This is a genomic window from Demequina maris, assembly GCF_000971155.1.
In the GTDB taxonomy this organism is placed as follows: domain Bacteria; phylum Actinomycetota; class Actinomycetes; order Actinomycetales; family Demequinaceae; genus Demequina; species Demequina maris.
Genome location: NZ_BBLX01000017.1, coordinates 13,437 through 28,352, shown reverse-complemented (window position 1 = coordinate 28,352; position 14,916 = coordinate 13,437). Strand labels below are relative to the sequence as shown.

Sequence of the window (14,916 nt, the reverse complement as noted above, 5' to 3'; positions counted from 1 at the left end):
GGGGCACCCGCACCGCTGCCCCGCCCCCCTCCCCCGCATCGTCCCACCCACCCCTTGCCGCACCGCGAAGCATTATGTAAAGTTGAGCGAAGGCGACTCAAGTCATGAGCCGCACACCATCATTGCAGGAGGTTCGCATGACCGCTCAGCCCATGGCTCCCGGCTCGGAGGAGCAGCAGAGCGCCCTGGAGCAGTTCGGGCAGGACTTCACCGCCCTGGCCGAGCAGGGGGCGCTCGACCCCGTCATCGGACGCGACGAGGAGATCCGTCGCGTCATGCAGGTGCTCACGCGCCGCACCAAGAACAACGCCGTCCTCATCGGCGAGCCCGGCGTCGGCAAGACCGCGATCGTCGAGGGCCTCGCCCAGCGCATCGTCGCCGGGGACGTCCCCTCGTCCCTCAAGGACCGCCGCGTCATCGAGATCGCGATGAGCTCGATCGTCGCGGGCGCCGCCTTCCGCGGCCAGTTCGAGGAGCGCCTCAAGGCGGTCCTCAAGGAGGTCGAGGAGTCCGAGGGCCGGATCATCCTCTTCGTCGACGAGCTCCACACCATCGTGGGCGCGGGCCGCGCGGAGGGCTCCGTCGACGCGGGCAACATCCTCAAGCCGATGCTCGCGCGCGGCAAGCTGCGCATGATCGGCGCGACCACGCTCAACGAGTACCGCGAGCACGTCGAGACGGACAGCGCCCTCGAGCGCCGCTTCCAGCCGGTCTACGTGGGCGAGCCCAGCATCGAGGACACCGTCGCGATCCTGCGCGGCCTGCAGGAGAAGTACGAGGTCCACCACGGCGTGAAGATCACGGACGAGGCGATCGTGCAGTCCGCGCGCCTGTCCGACCGGTACATCACCGAGCGCTTCCTGCCGGACAAGGCCGTCGACCTCATCGACGAGGCCACGTCCGCGCTGAAGATGCAGCTCGACTCGATGCCGATCGAGCTCGACCGCGCGCGTCGGCGCATCATGCAGCTCGAGATCGAGCGCACCCAGGTGGCCAAGGACAAGTCCGAGCACGCCAAGCAGCGCCGCGAGGAGATCGACGCCGACATCGCCCGCCTGCGCGAGGAGTCGGACCGCCTCAACATGCGGTGGGCGCGCGAGAAGGACCTCATCGTGCGCGTCTCGACTGCGACCGAGCGCCTCGAGTCGCTGCGCGGCGACCTCGAGCGCGCCGAGCGCTACGGCGAGCTCGAGCGGGCCGGCCGCATCCGCTACGGCGAGATGCCTGCCGCTGAGAAGGAGATCGCGGCCGCGCGCGCCGAGCTCGACGCCATCCCCGCCGACGAGCGCATGCTCCGCGAGGAGGTCACGGGCGAGGACATCGCCGCGGTGGTCGCACGGTGGACGGGGGTGCCGGTCGAGAAGCTGCTCACCGACGAGTCGGGCAAGCTGTCCCACCTCGAGGACCGCCTGCACGAGCGCGTGATCGGCCAGCACCGGGCCATCGAGTCCGTCGCCGACGCGATCCGTCGCGCCCGTGCGGGCATCTCGGACGCCAACCGGCCCATCGGCTCGTTCCTGTTCCTCGGCCCCACGGGCGTGGGCAAGACCGAGCTGGCCCGCGCCCTCGCCGAGCAGCTGTTCGACGACGAGCGCGCGATGATCCGCATCGACATGTCCGAGTACATGGAGTCCCACGCGGTCAGCCGCCTCATCGGCGCTCCCCCGGGCTACGTGGGCTACGACCAGGGCGGCCAGCTCACGGAGGCCGTGCGCCGGCGCCCGTACAGCATCGTCCTGTTCGACGAGGTCGAGAAGGCCCACCCGGACGTGTGGAACGTGCTGCTGCAGGTGCTCGACGACGGACGCCTCACCGACGGCCGCGGCCGCACGGTCAACTTCACCAACACGATCATCGTGATGACGTCCAACCTGGGCTCGGACATCGTGCTGGCGTGGGACGGCGAGGACCGGGCGGCGCTCGAGGCGTCGCTGCTCGAGGTCCTGCGACGCGCGTTCCGGCCCGAGTTCCTCAACCGCCTGGACGACGTGGTGGTCTTCGACCGCATCGATCCCGCCGCGATGGAGGGCATCGTCGGGACCGAGCTCGCGAAGAACATCGCGCGGCTCGAGGCGTCGAAGGACATCGTGCTCACGGTGGACGATGCGCTGCGGGCCTCCCTCGCGAAGGACGGCTTCGACCCGGCGTTCGGCGCGCGGCCGCTCAAGCGGCTCATCCAGACGCGGCTCCTCAACGAGCTCGCCAAGGAGATCGTCGACGGGCGGGTCCGCGAGGGCGACGCGGTGACGGCCGGCTGGGACGGCGAGCGGGTGACGCTCACCGTCGGCTAGGACGATGCGCGGGGCCCGGGGGCACGAGCCGCCCGGGCCCCGTCGCGCGCCGCACGGCGGGCGGGGCTAGCGTGAAAGCAGTCCCCCTTCGCCGAGGAGGTGCGCGATGGCGCGCACGTATGTCGTCACGGGTGCCGCGTCAGGCATCGGCAGGGCCACGGCCGAACTGCTCGCCGGCCAGGGCCACACGGTCGTCGGGATCGATCTGCACGATGCGGACGTCGAGGCCGACCTCACCACCGCGGAGGGCCGCGCCGGCCTCGCCGACGCCGTGCGCGCGAAGGCGCCGGACGGCATCGACGCGGTGCTCGCGATCGCGGGCCTCGCGCATCCGATCCCCGCGACGGTCGCCGTCAACTTCTTCGGGATGGTCGCGACGCTCGAGAACCTGCGGCCGCTGCTGCTGGGCTCCCCCGCCCCGCGGGCGGCCGGCGTGAGCTCCATGGCGAGCCTCATGCCGGGCGACGCCGACCTTGTCGAGGCGATGCTCGCGGGCGACGAGCCGCGCGCGCTGGCCCGCGCCGAGGTGCTCGCGGCCGACGAGCAGACCGGCCAGCAGATCTACGCCTCGACCAAGATCGCGTTCGCGCGGTGGGTCCGCCGGCACGCGGCGACCGAGCACTGGGCGGGCGCGTCGATCCCCCTCAACGCCGTCGCGCCGGGTGTGATCCGCACGCCGATGACCGCGGACATGATCGCGACCAAGGAGGCCGAGGAGCAGCTGCTCCAGATGGTGCCGATGCCGCTCAACGGGGTCGCGGAGCCGGTCGTGGTGGCACGGCTGCTCGCGTGGCTGACGAGCGACGAGAACTCGCACCTGTGCGGCCAGGTGGTGTTCGTCGACGGCGGCTCGGACGTGGTGATCCGCGGCGACTCCGTGTGGTGAGCACGCCCCGGACGACGAGAAAGGGCCCGCCATCAGGCGGGCCCTTTCTTCGAAGAGCTGGGCTACAAGGATTCGAACCTCAACTAACGGAACCAGAAACCGTCGTGCTGCCAGTTACACCATAGCCCACTGCGTTCCAGCGGAACGGAGAGTCACTTTACCCGACATCGGCGCGGAACCCAAATCGCCTCATCCGGCCGCGTGTCGGATCGAGTCGAGCACCACCACGCCGGCCGAGTCGCCGTCGCAGTAGTGGCCCAGCGTCCCGTAGTAGCTGTCGGTTCGGTTGCCGCCCGGCAGGTCCGCGAGCACCGCGACGGTGCCCGTCGCCTTGACGCGGTCCCCCGCCATGTAGTCCTCGGAGCCCAGCGTCGCGCCGCCCGCCGGCCCGGGGACCGCGCCCGGCGGCCACACGATCCAGGGCTGCTTGCCGTTGTCGCGCTCGAGCATGAGGCAGCCGTTCGCGAGCACCCGCACGGTGCCGGTCAGCTCGAGGCGCGCGCCCGCGATCGCACCGACCTCCTCCTGGGTCGCGAGGTAGCCGCCCGTCGCATCGTCCACCGTCGCGTCCGCGCACGCCGCAAGCAGGGACGATGCGGCCACGAGAACCGCGACGAGCCTCACCATGGGCTCACGGTACGCCGCCGCCCCGGCTACAGCCCCAGCACCGCCGGCAGGTCCGCGAGGGAGCCGATGCGCACGAGGCCGTCGCGGGGCACGCCGTCGCCGCACAGCCCGTCGACGTCGCGCGAGTGCGCGCCCGGCCGCTCGATCCACACGCCGAGCCCCAGCCCGGCCTGGACCGCGCCCCACGGGTCGACGTCGAACTCGTCCCCCACGTACGCCACCTCGGCCGGGTCGAGGCCCAGGCGCTCGCACGCGAGCGCGTACACGCGCGGATCGGGCTTGCCGACACCCAGGGCGTCGACGCCGACGAGCATCGGCATGCGCGCCAGCCCGCAGGCCGCGAGCTTGATCTCCTGATACCCGTGGGCGGCGTTGGACAGGCCGCCGTACGGCATCCCCGCGGCGTCGAGCGCGTCGAGCGCGGGCGCGGCGTCCGCGTACGCCTTCCAGCCCTCGCGGAAGTAGCGCTCGAACGACGCGTCCCACACCTCGTACGCCTCGGGGTCGAGGTACGGCCCGTCGAAGATCTCGTGGAGGTCGTTGGCGCGCCGGTGCCGCTGCTCGCGGTGGGTCATCTCGCCGCGGGTGTGGGCGCGGTACCAGCCGTTGGCGTCCTCGCGCCACACCCGCACCAGCTCGTCGTGGTCGACGTCGCCGAGGTAGTCGACCGCGACGGAGGCGAGCGCGTGCCGGAAGGCCCCGCGGGTGTCGACGAGCGTGTCGTCGACGTCGAACAGGACCCCCCGGATCACGCGCGCGGCCTCAGAGCGACGCGCGCAGGCTGCGCAGGCGGGTCAGCGCGTGGTCCTTGCCCAGGATCTCCATGGACTCGAACAGCGGCGGCGACACGAGGCGGCCGGTGACCGCGACGCGCAGCGGGCCGAACGCGAAGCGCGGCTTGATGCCCATCTCGTCGACCAGCGTCGCGCGCAGCGCGTCCTGCTGCGCCTCGGGCGAGAAGTCCTCGAGCCCCTCGAGCACCGCGATCGACGCGTCGAGGATCTCGGCGGCGTTCTCCGGCAGCTTGGCGCGCGCGGCGTCCTCGACCACGATCTCGTCATCCCCGAGGAACAGGAAGCCGAGCATGCCCGGCGCCTCGCCCAGCAGCGTCATGCGGGTCTGGACCAGCGGGATCGCCTCGGCGAGGGTCTGCTCCTCGTGCGGGGTGAGCTCCTGGATCTCCGCGGTCGACAGCAGGCCGGCGTCGTGGAGGTAGGGCACCACGCGCTTGGCGAACTCGCCCGGGGGCAGCATGCGCATGTGCTCGGCGTTGATCGCCTCGGCCTTCTTGAGGTCGAAGCGGGCCGGGTTGGGCGTGCAGTCCGCGATGTCGAAGGCCTCGACGAGCTCGGCGGGCGTGAACACGTCGCGGTCGGGTCCGATGCTCCACCCCAGCAGCGCGAGGTAGTTGAGCAGGCCCTCGGGCAGGAAGCCGCGGTCGCGGTGGTGGAAGAGGTTGGACTCGGGGTCGCGCTTGGAGAGCTTCTTGGTGCCCTCGCCGAGCACCATCGGCATGTGCGCGTACGCCGGGACGGCATCCGCGATGCCGAGCTCGACCATCGCGCGCCACAGCACGATCTGGCGCGGCGTCGAGGACAGCAGGTCCTCGCCGCGCAGCACGTGCGTGATCTTCATGAGCGCGTCGTCGACCGGGTTGACCAGCGTGTACAGCGGGATGCCGTTGGCGCGCACGATGACGTAGTCCGGCACGGTGCCCGCGGGGAACGTGACGGTGCCGCGGATGAGGTCCTCGACCACGATGTCCTCGTCGGGCATGCGCATGCGGAGCACCGGCTCGCGGCCCTCGGCGCGGAACGCCGCCTTCTGCTCGTCGGTGAGGTCGCGGTCGAAGCCGTCGTAGCCGAGCTTGGGGTCGCGGCCGGCGGCCTTGTGGCGCGCCTCGATCTCCTCGGGGCTGGAGAAGGACTCGTACGCGTAGCCGCCCTCCACGAGCCGGCGGACCACGTCGGCGTGGAGGTCGTGACGCTCGGACTGGCGGTAGGGGCCGTAGGGGCCGCCGATGCCGGGGCCCTCGTCGTAGTCGATGCCCAGCCAGCTCATCGCGTCGAGGAGCATCTCGTAGCTCTCCTGCGAGTCGCGCTCGGCGTCCGTGTCCTCGATGCGGAAGACCATGTCGCCGCCGGTGTGGCGGGCGTAGGCCCAGTTGAACAGCGCCGTGCGGACCATGCCCACGTGGGGCAGGCCGGTCGGGGACGGGCAGAAGCGGACGCGGACCTTGCTCATGTGCTCTTCCTTCTTCGCGCCCGGGTGGGGCGCACGATGCGGGGGGTGGGCCGGGTGGGCCCGTTACGGGCGGCGGATGACGGGGTTGCGCAGCACGCCGAGATCCTCGATCTCGACCTCGACCACGTCGCCGTGGTTGATGGTGGTGACGCCCGCCGGGGTGCCGGTGAGGATGACGTCGCCGGGCAGCAGCGTGGTGACCTCGGACACCAGCGACACGACGGTGGCGACGTCGGTCACCATGTCGGCGGTGTGGCCCTTCTGGACCTCCTCGCCGTTGATGCGGCCGATGACGTGGACGTCGTCGTGCGCGAGCTCGGTCTCGATCCACGGCCCCAGCGGCAGCGACGTGTCGAATGCCTTGCCGCGGAACCACTGGCTCTCCTGGCGCTGGACGTCGCGCGCGGTGACGTCGTTGGCGCACGTGAAGCCGTAGATGTACTGCTCGGCGTTCTCGGGGCTGACGTCCTTGCACACGCGCGAGATCACGATCGCGAGCTCCGCCTCGAGCTGGACGTCCTCGGCGTAGTGCGGCAGCACCACCGGGTCGTCCGGGCCCACCACCGCGGTGTTGGGCTTGAGGAACAGCAGCGGCATGTCGGGGACGTCGCCGCCCATCTCCTTGGCGTGCTCGACGTAGTTCTTGCCGAGGCACACGATCTTCGAGCGCGGGATGACGGGTGCGAGCAGCCGGACGTCGTCGGTGAGCTTGATCCGCTCGCCGGTGACGGTGCCCGGCGTGTACATCGGGTCGCCGGTGAGGACGACGAGCTCCTCGGCGCCCGGCTCTCCATCGACGATCGCGTACTGGGGCTCGGCTCCGGTGGTGAAACGGGCGATACGCATGGGCTCCAGCCTAGTCGCTCGCGTGCACCCCGCCCGATGCCGGGAGAGCGCCGCGGCCCGTGCCTACGATGGGCCGCATGGGAGAGGCAGCGGACCGCATCGTCGCGAGCGCGGACGAGGGCCTCGCCCGGCTGCTCGCGCGGACGGACGCGCATCCCGACGCCGACCTCACCGAGGCGTACGAGGGCCGACGCGTCGCCGACGTGCTCACGCACCTCCACGCATGGCACCTGCTGCTCGAGGGCTGGCTCGCGGACGACGCCGCCGGCCGCACCTCCGCCTACCCGGCCGACGGGTACACCTGGGCGACGCTCGGCGACCTCAACGACGCCCTCGAGGCCGCGCATCGTCACCTGTCGTACGACGAGGCGCGGGCCGCCACGGTCGCCTCGCACGCGCGCGCCGCCGCGCTCGTCGGCGCGATGGACGATGCGGCGCTCGCCTCACCCGAGGCGTTCCCGTGGCTCGGCGGCGACCGGCTCGGCTCGGTCGCGCACGAGTGCCTGGGCGGCCACTACCGGTGGGCGCAGGAGCTGCTCGACCGGGCCGGGGTGCCCGCGTGAGCGCGGGGCGCATCGTCGGGCTGGACGTCGCGCGCGGCCTCGCGGTGCTGGGGATGGTCGCGGCGCATGTGGGCGCGGACGGCTCGCGCGGCGACGGCGAGCCGTGGCCGTGGCTGGTCGCGTCGCACGGACGCCCGTCCGCGCTGTTCGCCGTGCTCGCGGGCGTGACGATCTCGCTCATGCTCGCGCACGCGGGCGGAAGGGACGATGCACGGGCGCTCCGCTTCACGCGCGCCCGGGTCGCGACGCGGGCCGGGCTCCTCGTGCTCATCGGCCTCGTGCTCGCGGAGATGCACACCGGGGTCGACATCATCCTCGTGAACCTCGGCCTCATGATGCTGCTCGCGCTCCCGCTGCTGCGGCTGCCGTCGTGGGCGCTGGTGGGCGCCGCCGGCCTGGCGTTCGCCTTCGGACGCGTGGTCGTCGAGGCCGTGCGCCCGGAGGGCTGGTGGGAGGCGGCGCCCATCGTCGGGCGGCTGTGGAGCCTCCACTACCCCGCGCTCGCATGGATCGGCTACGTGCTGCTGGGCATCGTGATCGGGCGCCTCGCCCTGCGCGCCGCGCGCACGCAGGCGCTGCTGGTGGGGCTGGGCGTGATGGCGGCCTCCGGGGCGGCGCTGGTGCGCATCGTCGCCGGCGACGGACCCGTGACCGGGCTGGTCGCGCATTCGTACACGCCAGTCGAGATGACGCACAACGCGGGCGTCGCGATGGCCGTGATCGGCGCGTCGTGCTGGATCGCGCCGCGCGCGCGCACCCTGCTGAGCCCGGTGGAGGCGGTCGGCTCGATGGCGCTGTCCGCGTACGTGCTGCAGGTGCTGATCATCTGGATCGTCGGCCCCGAGATGGTCTTCGAGCCGTCGAACGTCGCGCTGCTCGTCCTGGAGGCCGTGCTGCTCGCGACCGCCTGGGCATGGCGGCGCGGCGGCCTGGGCCAGGGGCCGCTCGAGCGGATCCTCACATCGGCCTCCAACGCGGCCGGCGACCGCGCGGTGCGCGGCCTGCCCGCACCCCGCGACCCCGAGGAGGTGACCGCGTGAGCGTCGCCGACTGGCTCATGGCCGGGGACCCCGCGATCCGCTGGCAGACGATGCGCGACCTCCTCGACGCGGACCCGATCGAGGTCGTCGACGAGCGCGCCCGGGTGGCCCGCGAGGGCTGGGGTGCCCGCCTGCTCGGCATGCAGCTCGACGACGGCAGCTGGGACCACGGCGCGTGGTGGCCCTCCGGGAAGCGGGACGTGGACGACGGGCAGCCGTGGACCTCGACCGCGCACGTGCTGCTCCTCCTCACGCACCTCGGCGTGGACCCGGACGCGCACGCGGTCCGCGAGGCCGCCGAGCGGGCGTTCGCCTCGGTGCGCTGGGAGGACGGCGACCAGCCGTTCCTCGAGGGCGAGAGCGAGGCCTGCTCGCTGTCGACCGCGATCACCATCGGCGCGTACTTCGGCAAGGACATGGCGGCCCCGGTCGCGCGGCTCGTCAAGGACCGGCGCTCCGACGGCGGCTGGAACTGCGACCCGCCGTGGCGGTCGTCGAAGTCGAGCTTCCACTCGACGATCGGCGCGCTCGAGTCGCTCGTCGCGCATCGTCGCACCCACGGCGCGCTCGCGCCCGAGGCGGGCGAGGCCTTCCTCGACGGCCAGGAGTACCTGCTGGACCGCCGCCTCATGCGGCGCCGCTCGACCGGAGCGGTGGTCGATCCCGCCTATCAGCGCTTCTCGTTCCCCACCTACTGGCACTACGACGTGCTGCGCGCGCTCGAGCACCTGCGCGAGTCCGGGGCGGAGCCCGACGAGCGCGCCGGCGAGGCGATCGACATGCTGCGCGCACGACGGTCCGCGGTGGGCACGTGGCCGCTCGAGAACACGCACCGCGGCAGGGTGCCGTTCGTCATGGAGGACGGCGACGGCCGGCCGTCGCGGTGGAACACCCTGCGGGCGCTCCGCGTGCTGCGGTGGTGGGAGGAGCGCGCCTGAACCCGGTCTCCCGCGTCAGGCGGGCGACGGCGGCATGGGCGCATCGTCCGGGCCCTCGACGCGCGCCGGGGTCGGGGCCGTGCGCACCGCGCCGACCCCCGCGACCGTGACCAGGACGATCCCCGCCGCGACGCTCACGGTGAGCGCCTGGCCGAGCAGCACCAGGCCGGTGACGGCCGCGAGCGCGGGGGCGAGCGCCATGAGCACGCCGAAGGTCTCGGCCCTCATGTGGCGGAGCGCCGTGATCTCGATGCCGTACGGGATCGCCGAGGACAGCACCGCGACCGCGAGGCCCAGCGCGAGGATCGCGGGGTCGAGCAGCGCGGTGCCGACCACCGCGAAGGCGGCGGGCAGCGTGACGACGGCGCCGACGCTCATCGCCAGCGCGATCCCGGTGAGACCCGGCATCGCCGCGCCCGCCGCGCGCGCCATGAGGATGTAGACCGCCCACAGCAGGGCGGCACCCGCCGCGAACGCCACGCCCAGCAGGTCGAGGTCGTGGGCGGTGCCGCCCAGCAGCAGCACCCCGGCCGCCGCGGTCGCGGCCCACAGCAGACCGCGCAGGCTGCGGCTCGCGACGACGCTGAGCGTGAGCGGCCCGAGCACCTCGATCGTCACCGCGATGCCCAGGGGGATGCGCGCGATCGCGAGGTAGAACAGCACGTTCATCGCGGCGAGCGCGAGCCCGTAGCCGGCCACGAGCCGCCAGTGTGCGCGCGTCACGCCGCGCAGCGTGCGGCGCGCGATCACCAGGAGCACCAACGCGGAGAACACCAGCCGCAGCGCCACCATCCCGACCGGGCCCGCCTGCGGGAAGACCATCACCGCGACGGCGGCGCCGGCCTCCTGGCACAGCAGGCCCACGAGGACCAGGAAGGGCGCGGCGGTCGCGAGCCGGGAGTCGGTGGGCACGGGACAAGAGTGGCAGGTCGAGCCGGCGCGACCGCGCACCGCTCAGCGACTGCCCCTGCCCACCCCGATGACAAGATTTGCCACGGCGCGTACCGTGGGCGGATGGCCACCATGAACGTGTCGTTGCCCGACTCGCTGAAGGACTTCGTCGAGTCCCAGGTCGCCCACGGCGGCTACGGGACCAGCAGCGAGTTCGTGCGTGAGCTCATCCGGCGTGAGCAGGACCGGCTGCGCCTCCGCGCAGCGGTGCTCGACGGCATGAGCTCGGGCGAGGGCTCCGTGCTCGACTCGGCGTACTTCGAGGCGCTCCGCGACCGTGCGCGAGGGATCGCAGACCCCGACGCATGAGCGGCGGCCGTCCCGTCACCACGCACCGGGCCGACGAGGACCTCGCGACAGCGATCGCGCACTACGTCACCGTGGCGGGTGTGGAGGTCGCCCTCGGGTTCATCGACGCGCTCGAGTCCTCGATCGCGGTTCTCGCCGACAACCCGTCGATCGGGTCGACCCGGTTCGCGATCGTGACGTCGATCCCCGACCTGCGCGGGCTGACGCTGCCGCGATTCCCCTACGTCATCCTCTACACCGCGGACGCCGACGTCCTTCGGATCCATCGGGTCCTGCACACCGCGCGAGACCTCCCCGAGGAGCTCGCCGACCGTTCGTGACTGCGGACGGACCCGTGTGTGCTGCACCGCTTCCGACGCACGGTGCAGCACGCTGGCTTCAGGACCATCGAGGGGGTACACGTGCCAGGGGCAACTGACGCCGCACGATTGGCGGTGCTGATCGACGCCGACAATGCGAGCGCCAAGGATCTCGAGCGCCTGCTCGCCGAGATCGCGAAGTACGGGACGGCCGGAGTCCGCCGGGCCTACGGCGATTGGACATCCAACCAGTTGAACTCCTGGAAGGCACAGCTGCTTGAGCACTCGGTGCAGCCGATCCAGCAGTTCGGCTACACCACGGGCAAGAACGCCACTGACAGCGCCCTCATCATCGACGCCATGGACCTCCTCCACGCGGGAAACGTGGACGCGTTCTGCCTGGTGTCGAGCGACAGCGACTTCACCCGCCTCGCCGCGCGCATCCGAGAGGAGGGGCTCACGGTGTACGGGTTCGGCGCCCGGAAGACGCCCAAGCCGTTCGTCGCCGCCTGCGACACGTTCGTCTACGTCGAGAACCTGAACCCGTCCGAGACCGCGCCGACCGCCGCGAGCAAGCCCACGCTCAAGCGGGATCCGCAGCTCGACCGCCTGCTGGCCGAGGCCGTCGAGGCCGCAGCGGGCGACGACGGCTGGGCCAACCTTGGCTCTGTGGGGCAGAACCTGTCGCGGCTCGCCTCCGACTTCGACTCACGCACGTGGGGCTTCTCCAAGCTCAAGGACCTTATGCAGGCCCATCGGCTCTACGAGGTCGAGTCGCGCGAGATGGGTGAGGGCAAGACCCCGAACGCATACGTCCGGCACAAGTAGCAGCGGACCGCGTCGCCGCCCGCGCGGGTGACAATGGAGCCCATGACCATCCTCGGCTCCCCCACGCTCGCGCGTGCCGAGTGGGAGCCGCTCGCCACCGCGCACGCCGCCGAGGCGGACGCCCTCACGGCGGGCCACCGCGCGCGCAAGGGCCGCGGCGAGCGCCACGCGATCGAGGACTTCCTCTTCGAGTACTACGCGACGCGCCCCGCGCACCTGCGGCGCTGGCACCCGGGCCCCGGCGTGGTGCTCGAGGACGCACCGGAGCACGCCGCGTGGCGCTTCTACCGGACCTCCGCGGGGCGGACCGACGTGGACGTCGCGGCCTTCCTGGAGGCACGGGGCCCCGCGCTCGACCAGATCGAGCGGCTCCTGCGCGCGACCGCGGCCCGGCCGGCGCGGCTCGGATGCTTCGGCCTGCACGAATGGGCGATGGCCTACCGCGCGGGCGCTGACATCCGCCATCCCCTGCCCCTGCGGCTGGGCCAGGCGGGAACCGATGCGGTGGTCGAGTCCCACCCGATCGCGTGCTCGCACTTCGACGCCTTCCGCTTCTTCACGCCGGACGCGCGCCCGCTCAACGCGCTGCAGCCCACCCGCGAGACGCAGGTCGCGCTCGAGCAGCCCGGCTGCCTCCACGCGACCATGGACCTCTACAAGTGGGCCGTGAAGCTCGCCCCGGCGGTCCCGTCGAGCCTCCAGCTCGAGGCCTTCGCGCTCGCGCTCGAGGTGCGCCGGGTCGACATGCAGGCCTCGCCCTACGACGTGTCCGCGTACGGGCTCGAGGCGATCGCCGTGGAGACGCCGCAGGGCAAGCGCGAGTACGCGGACCGGCAGCGGGACTTCGCGGCGCGCGGCGCGGACCTGCGCGCCCGCATCGTCGCCGCGATCGTGAGCCTGCGGGAGCTCGCTGAGGCCTGACGGGCGCCCTTGTCGCGGTCCGCGGCGCCTGGCTAGGGTCGACAGGCATGAACGACGGCCCCGGACGCGACATCACCTTCGGCGAGCTGCTCGCGTTCTTCGTGCTCGCGTTCGCGATCTCGTGGGCGGCGTGGCTGCCGTCCGTGCTCGACTCGACCGGGGTGCTCGACCTGCCCGACGCGGTCGGCATCCTCGGCATCGTGGGTCCCTTCGGCCCGTTCATCGCCGCCATCGTCCTCACCCGCCGGGCCGGCGGCGGTCCGGCGGTGCGCGCGCTCCTGCGGCGCGGCTGGAGCGGAGGCTTCGCGCCGCGCTGGCTGGTGCCGACCCTGCTGCTGGCGCCCGCGATGGCGCTCGTCACCGTCACGGTCATGGCCGTGACAGGGCAGGAGATCACGTGGGACGACGGGCTGCCGCTGGTCGCGATCGTCCCGACCTTCCTCATGATCCTCCTGCTCAACGCCGCGCCCGAGGAGTACGGCTGGCGCGGCTTCGCGCTCGGCCCGATGCTGCGGTACCACCGGCCGCTCACGGCGAGCGTCATGCTCGGCGCCGCGTGGGGCGTGTGGCACCTCCCGCTGCACCTCATCGACGGCACCGTGCAGGCGGCCATCCCGATCCACGAGTTCGTGCTCCAGCAGATCGTGCTCGCGGTGCTCTACACGTGGCTCTTCGTCAACACGGGCGGCACGGTGTCGATCGCGATCCTGTTCCACGCGGTCGCGAACATCGTCGGCGCGGCCGTGCCGTACTGGACCACGGCCGAGGGGCGCTGGACCGGCTTCGCCGTGCAGGTCGCGTTCGCGGCCGTCATCGTGGTGGTGTGGGGCCCGCGGCGCCTGACCCGGCAGCCCGAGCCCGTGGACGCGGAGGCCTGACATGAGCACGTGGGACCGGATCGAGCGCTTCGAGGGCGATCCCCTCGACACGGCTCTGTGGGTGCCCGACTACCTCCCGCACTGGACCACCCCCGAGCGCTCGGGCGCGCGCTACCGCTTCACCGACGGCGGCCTGGAGCTGCTCATCGAGCACGACCAGCACGAATGGCGGCCCGAGGACGGCGACTTCCGCGTCTCGCACGTGCAGACCGGCGAGTTCGCCGGCCCGCTCGGGTCCGCGGTGGGCCAGCACCGCATCGGCCGCGACCTGCGTGTCGTGACGGAGAGGACGATGCGGCGGCTGTGGGCGCCGCCGCGCGCCGGCGCCGTCGAGGTGGTCGCGTCCGCGAGCGCGGACCCCACCTGCATGCTGGGGATCTGGCTCGTGGGCCACGAGTCCACCGGGCCGGACGACTCGGGCGAGATCTGCGTCGCCGAGGTCTTCGGCGACAAGGTGACCGCCGCATCGTCCGTCATCAGGACCGGGGTCAAGGCGCACCACGACCCGCGGCTCGTCACGGACCTGCGCGACGTCGTGCTGGCCATGGACGCCACGGCGCCCCACACGTACGGCGCCGCGTGGGACTCCGAGGGCGTGCGCGTCTCCGTCGATGGCGTCGAGATCTACGGCACCGACCAGGTGCTCAGCTACCCGCTGCAGCTCATGCTCGACCTGTGGGAGTTCCCGCACGGGCGCCGCGACCCCGCGGCGTACCCGAAGGCGGCCACGATCCGCGAGGTCCGGCTGCGCACCGACGACTAGATGAACAGCGTCTGCGCGCCCTCCGAGAGGTCCATGAAGTCGGCGGCGGTGATGATGTCCTCGACGTCGTCCCGCAGGTCCTCCAGGGTGAGCTTCTGCATGTCGGCGCTCATCTTGCACGCCCACAGGCGTCCGCCCGACGCGACGATCTGATCGAGGAACTCGTCGACCGGGGGCACCCCGAGGTCGTCGATCTGCTTCCTCATCATCTTGGTCGCGACCCATGTCATGCCGGGGAACGGCGACAGCCACTGCGGCATGCGCCCGCCGATGGGCAGGTGCATCGCGGTGTTGCCGACCGGGGTGAACGTGAGCTTCTGCTGACGCGACTTGGTGATCATGTCGAAGCCCCAGAAGGTGAAGAACAGGTCGACGGCGATGCCCTCTCCCAGCGCCGAGTTGGCGAGGATGAGGCCCGGGTAGGCCATGTCGAGGTTGCCCTTCGAGCAGATGATGACGAGCTTGCGGTCCGTCTCCGCGTCGTCGCCGAAGTCCGGGACGACGGCGGGCTGGGTCTGCGTGTCGGTCATGG

At 72.2% G+C, this 14,916-nt stretch carries 17 protein-coding genes and 1 tRNA gene; 11 read left to right on the top strand and 7 right to left on the bottom strand.

Annotation, left to right across the window (positions count from 1 at the left end; translation table 11 throughout):
- The first annotated feature begins 137 nt into the window (after positions 1 to 137).
- Both AOM02_RS13865 and AOM02_RS13860 read left to right on the top strand, forming a co-directional pair.
- Positions 138 to 2,291 (top strand): ATP-dependent Clp protease ATP-binding subunit, encoded by a 2,154-nt coding sequence (locus AOM02_RS13865; protein ID WP_062300316.1) that lies wholly within the window; start codon positions 138 to 140, stop codon positions 2,289 to 2,291.
- Positions 2,292 to 2,397: 106 nt separating this feature from the next.
- A complete protein-coding gene (locus AOM02_RS13860; protein ID WP_062300313.1) occupies positions 2,398 to 3,177 on the top strand; it encodes an SDR family oxidoreductase in 780 nt (259 codons plus the stop codon).
- A 57-nt stretch (positions 3,178 to 3,234) separates the two neighbouring features.
- On the opposite strand, the gene AOM02_RS13855 is transcribed toward AOM02_RS13860, so the two are convergent.
- The 5 genes from AOM02_RS13855 to AOM02_RS13835 form a co-directional block, all read right to left on the bottom strand.
- Positions 3,235 to 3,306: transfer RNA gene (locus AOM02_RS13855), tRNA-Gln, on the bottom strand.
- 60 nt (positions 3,307 to 3,366) lie between these two features.
- On the bottom strand, positions 3,367 to 3,804 hold the full coding sequence (locus AOM02_RS13850) for a hypothetical protein (RefSeq protein ID WP_062300311.1): 438 nt from the start codon (positions 3,802 to 3,804) through the stop codon (positions 3,367 to 3,369).
- A gap of 26 nt (positions 3,805 to 3,830) precedes the next feature.
- Positions 3,831 to 4,556 (bottom strand): HAD family hydrolase, encoded by a 726-nt coding sequence (locus tag AOM02_RS13845; protein WP_062300309.1) that lies wholly within the window; start codon positions 4,554 to 4,556, stop codon positions 3,831 to 3,833.
- Positions 4,557 to 4,566: 10 nt separating this feature from the next.
- Complete coding sequence (gene gltX / locus AOM02_RS13840) at positions 4,567 to 6,048, bottom strand: glutamate--tRNA ligase (protein ID WP_062300307.1); 1,482 nt, start codon at positions 6,046 to 6,048, stop codon at positions 4,567 to 4,569.
- A gap of 63 nt (positions 6,049 to 6,111) precedes the next feature.
- Positions 6,112 to 6,894 carry a fumarylacetoacetate hydrolase family protein gene (locus tag AOM02_RS13835; protein ID WP_062300305.1) on the bottom strand — a complete coding sequence of 261 codons (783 nt, stop codon included), beginning with the start codon at positions 6,892 to 6,894 and terminating at the stop codon, positions 6,112 to 6,114.
- Positions 6,895 to 6,971: 77 nt separating this feature from the next.
- Between AOM02_RS13835 and AOM02_RS13830 the strand changes: the two genes are divergently transcribed.
- From AOM02_RS13830 to AOM02_RS13820, 3 genes are read left to right on the top strand one after another with little or no spacing between them, the layout of a single operon-like run.
- Positions 6,972 to 7,457 (top strand): ClbS/DfsB family four-helix bundle protein, encoded by a 486-nt coding sequence (locus AOM02_RS13830; protein ID WP_169746641.1) that lies wholly within the window; start codon positions 6,972 to 6,974, stop codon positions 7,455 to 7,457.
- Positions 7,454 to 8,497, top strand: a complete 1,044-nt coding sequence (locus AOM02_RS13825) for a heparan-alpha-glucosaminide N-acetyltransferase domain-containing protein (RefSeq protein WP_062300301.1) — start codon at positions 7,454 to 7,456, stop codon at positions 8,495 to 8,497. Before AOM02_RS13830 ends, AOM02_RS13825 begins: the two co-directional genes overlap by 4 nt.
- A complete protein-coding gene (locus AOM02_RS13820; protein WP_082105112.1) occupies positions 8,494 to 9,435 on the top strand; it encodes a prenyltransferase/squalene oxidase repeat-containing protein in 942 nt (313 codons plus the stop codon). Before AOM02_RS13825 ends, AOM02_RS13820 begins: the two co-directional genes overlap by 4 nt.
- Positions 9,436 to 9,450: 15 nt before the next feature.
- Here the strand turns inward: AOM02_RS13820 and AOM02_RS13815 are convergent, their stop codons facing one another.
- On the bottom strand, positions 9,451 to 10,347 hold the full coding sequence (locus AOM02_RS13815) for an EamA family transporter (protein WP_062300299.1): 897 nt from the start codon (positions 10,345 to 10,347) through the stop codon (positions 9,451 to 9,453).
- 102 nt (positions 10,348 to 10,449) lie between these two features.
- On the opposite strand from AOM02_RS13815, the gene AOM02_RS13810 reads away from it, so the two are divergent.
- The 6 genes from AOM02_RS13810 (at position 10,450) to AOM02_RS13785 (ending at position 14,384) form a co-directional block, all read left to right on the top strand.
- Positions 10,450 to 10,695 (top strand): type II toxin-antitoxin system ParD family antitoxin, encoded by a 246-nt coding sequence (locus AOM02_RS13810; protein ID WP_062300298.1) that lies wholly within the window; start codon positions 10,450 to 10,452, stop codon positions 10,693 to 10,695.
- A complete protein-coding gene (locus AOM02_RS13805) occupies positions 10,692 to 11,015 on the top strand; it encodes a type II toxin-antitoxin system RelE/ParE family toxin (protein ID WP_082105111.1) in 324 nt (107 codons plus the stop codon). Before AOM02_RS13810 ends, AOM02_RS13805 begins: the two co-directional genes overlap by 4 nt.
- 114 nt (positions 11,016 to 11,129) lie before the next feature.
- Positions 11,130 to 11,822, top strand: a complete 693-nt coding sequence (locus AOM02_RS13800; RefSeq protein WP_267127690.1) for an NYN domain-containing protein — start codon at positions 11,130 to 11,132, stop codon at positions 11,820 to 11,822.
- Between the two features lie 42 nt (positions 11,823 to 11,864).
- Entirely contained in the window at positions 11,865 to 12,743 is an 879-nt protein-coding gene (locus tag AOM02_RS13795) for a hypothetical protein (protein ID WP_062300296.1), read from the top strand.
- Positions 12,744 to 12,790: 47 nt separating this feature from the next.
- Positions 12,791 to 13,621 carry a CPBP family intramembrane glutamic endopeptidase gene (locus AOM02_RS13790; RefSeq protein ID WP_062300294.1) on the top strand — a complete coding sequence of 277 codons (831 nt, stop codon included), beginning with the start codon at positions 12,791 to 12,793 and terminating at the stop codon, positions 13,619 to 13,621.
- Between the two features lies 1 nt (position 13,622).
- Positions 13,623 to 14,384 (top strand): glycoside hydrolase family 16 protein, encoded by a 762-nt coding sequence (locus AOM02_RS13785; protein ID WP_062300293.1) that lies wholly within the window; start codon positions 13,623 to 13,625, stop codon positions 14,382 to 14,384.
- On the opposite strand, the gene AOM02_RS13780 is transcribed toward AOM02_RS13785, so the two are convergent.
- Entirely contained in the window at positions 14,381 to 14,914 is a 534-nt protein-coding gene (locus AOM02_RS13780) for a DsrE/DsrF/DrsH-like family protein (protein ID WP_062300290.1), read from the bottom strand. The genes AOM02_RS13785 and AOM02_RS13780 overlap by 4 nt on opposite strands.
- Positions 14,915 to 14,916 lie beyond the last annotated feature (2 nt).

Bases quoted from the DNA above. Each gene is read 5' to 3' on its own strand.
- gltX (WP_062300307.1), bottom strand. From the start codon at position 6,048: ATGAGCAAGGTCCGCGTCCGCTTCTGCCCGTCCCCGACCGGCCTGCCC.
- AOM02_RS13860 (WP_062300313.1), top strand. From the start codon at position 2,398: ATGGCGCGCACGTATGTCGTCACGGGTGCCGCGTCAGGCATCGGCAGG.
- AOM02_RS13785 (WP_062300293.1), top strand. From the start codon at position 13,623: ATGAGCACGTGGGACCGGATCGAGCGCTTCGAGGGCGATCCCCTCGAC.
- AOM02_RS13830 (WP_169746641.1), top strand. From the start codon at position 6,972: ATGGGAGAGGCAGCGGACCGCATCGTCGCGAGCGCGGACGAGGGCCTC.
- AOM02_RS13835 (WP_062300305.1), bottom strand. From the start codon at position 6,894: ATGCGTATCGCCCGTTTCACCACCGGAGCCGAGCCCCAGTACGCGATC.
- AOM02_RS13805 (WP_082105111.1), top strand. From the start codon at position 10,692: ATGAGCGGCGGCCGTCCCGTCACCACGCACCGGGCCGACGAGGACCTC.
- AOM02_RS13780 (WP_062300290.1), bottom strand. From the start codon at position 14,914: ATGACCGACACGCAGACCCAGCCCGCCGTCGTCCCGGACTTCGGCGAC.
- AOM02_RS13795 (WP_062300296.1), top strand. From the start codon at position 11,865: ATGACCATCCTCGGCTCCCCCACGCTCGCGCGTGCCGAGTGGGAGCCG.
- AOM02_RS13790 (WP_062300294.1), top strand. From the start codon at position 12,791: ATGAACGACGGCCCCGGACGCGACATCACCTTCGGCGAGCTGCTCGCG.
- AOM02_RS13810 (WP_062300298.1), top strand. From the start codon at position 10,450: ATGGCCACCATGAACGTGTCGTTGCCCGACTCGCTGAAGGACTTCGTC.
- AOM02_RS13865 (WP_062300316.1), top strand. From the start codon at position 138: ATGACCGCTCAGCCCATGGCTCCCGGCTCGGAGGAGCAGCAGAGCGCC.
- AOM02_RS13850 (WP_062300311.1), bottom strand. From the start codon at position 3,804: ATGGTGAGGCTCGTCGCGGTTCTCGTGGCCGCATCGTCCCTGCTTGCG.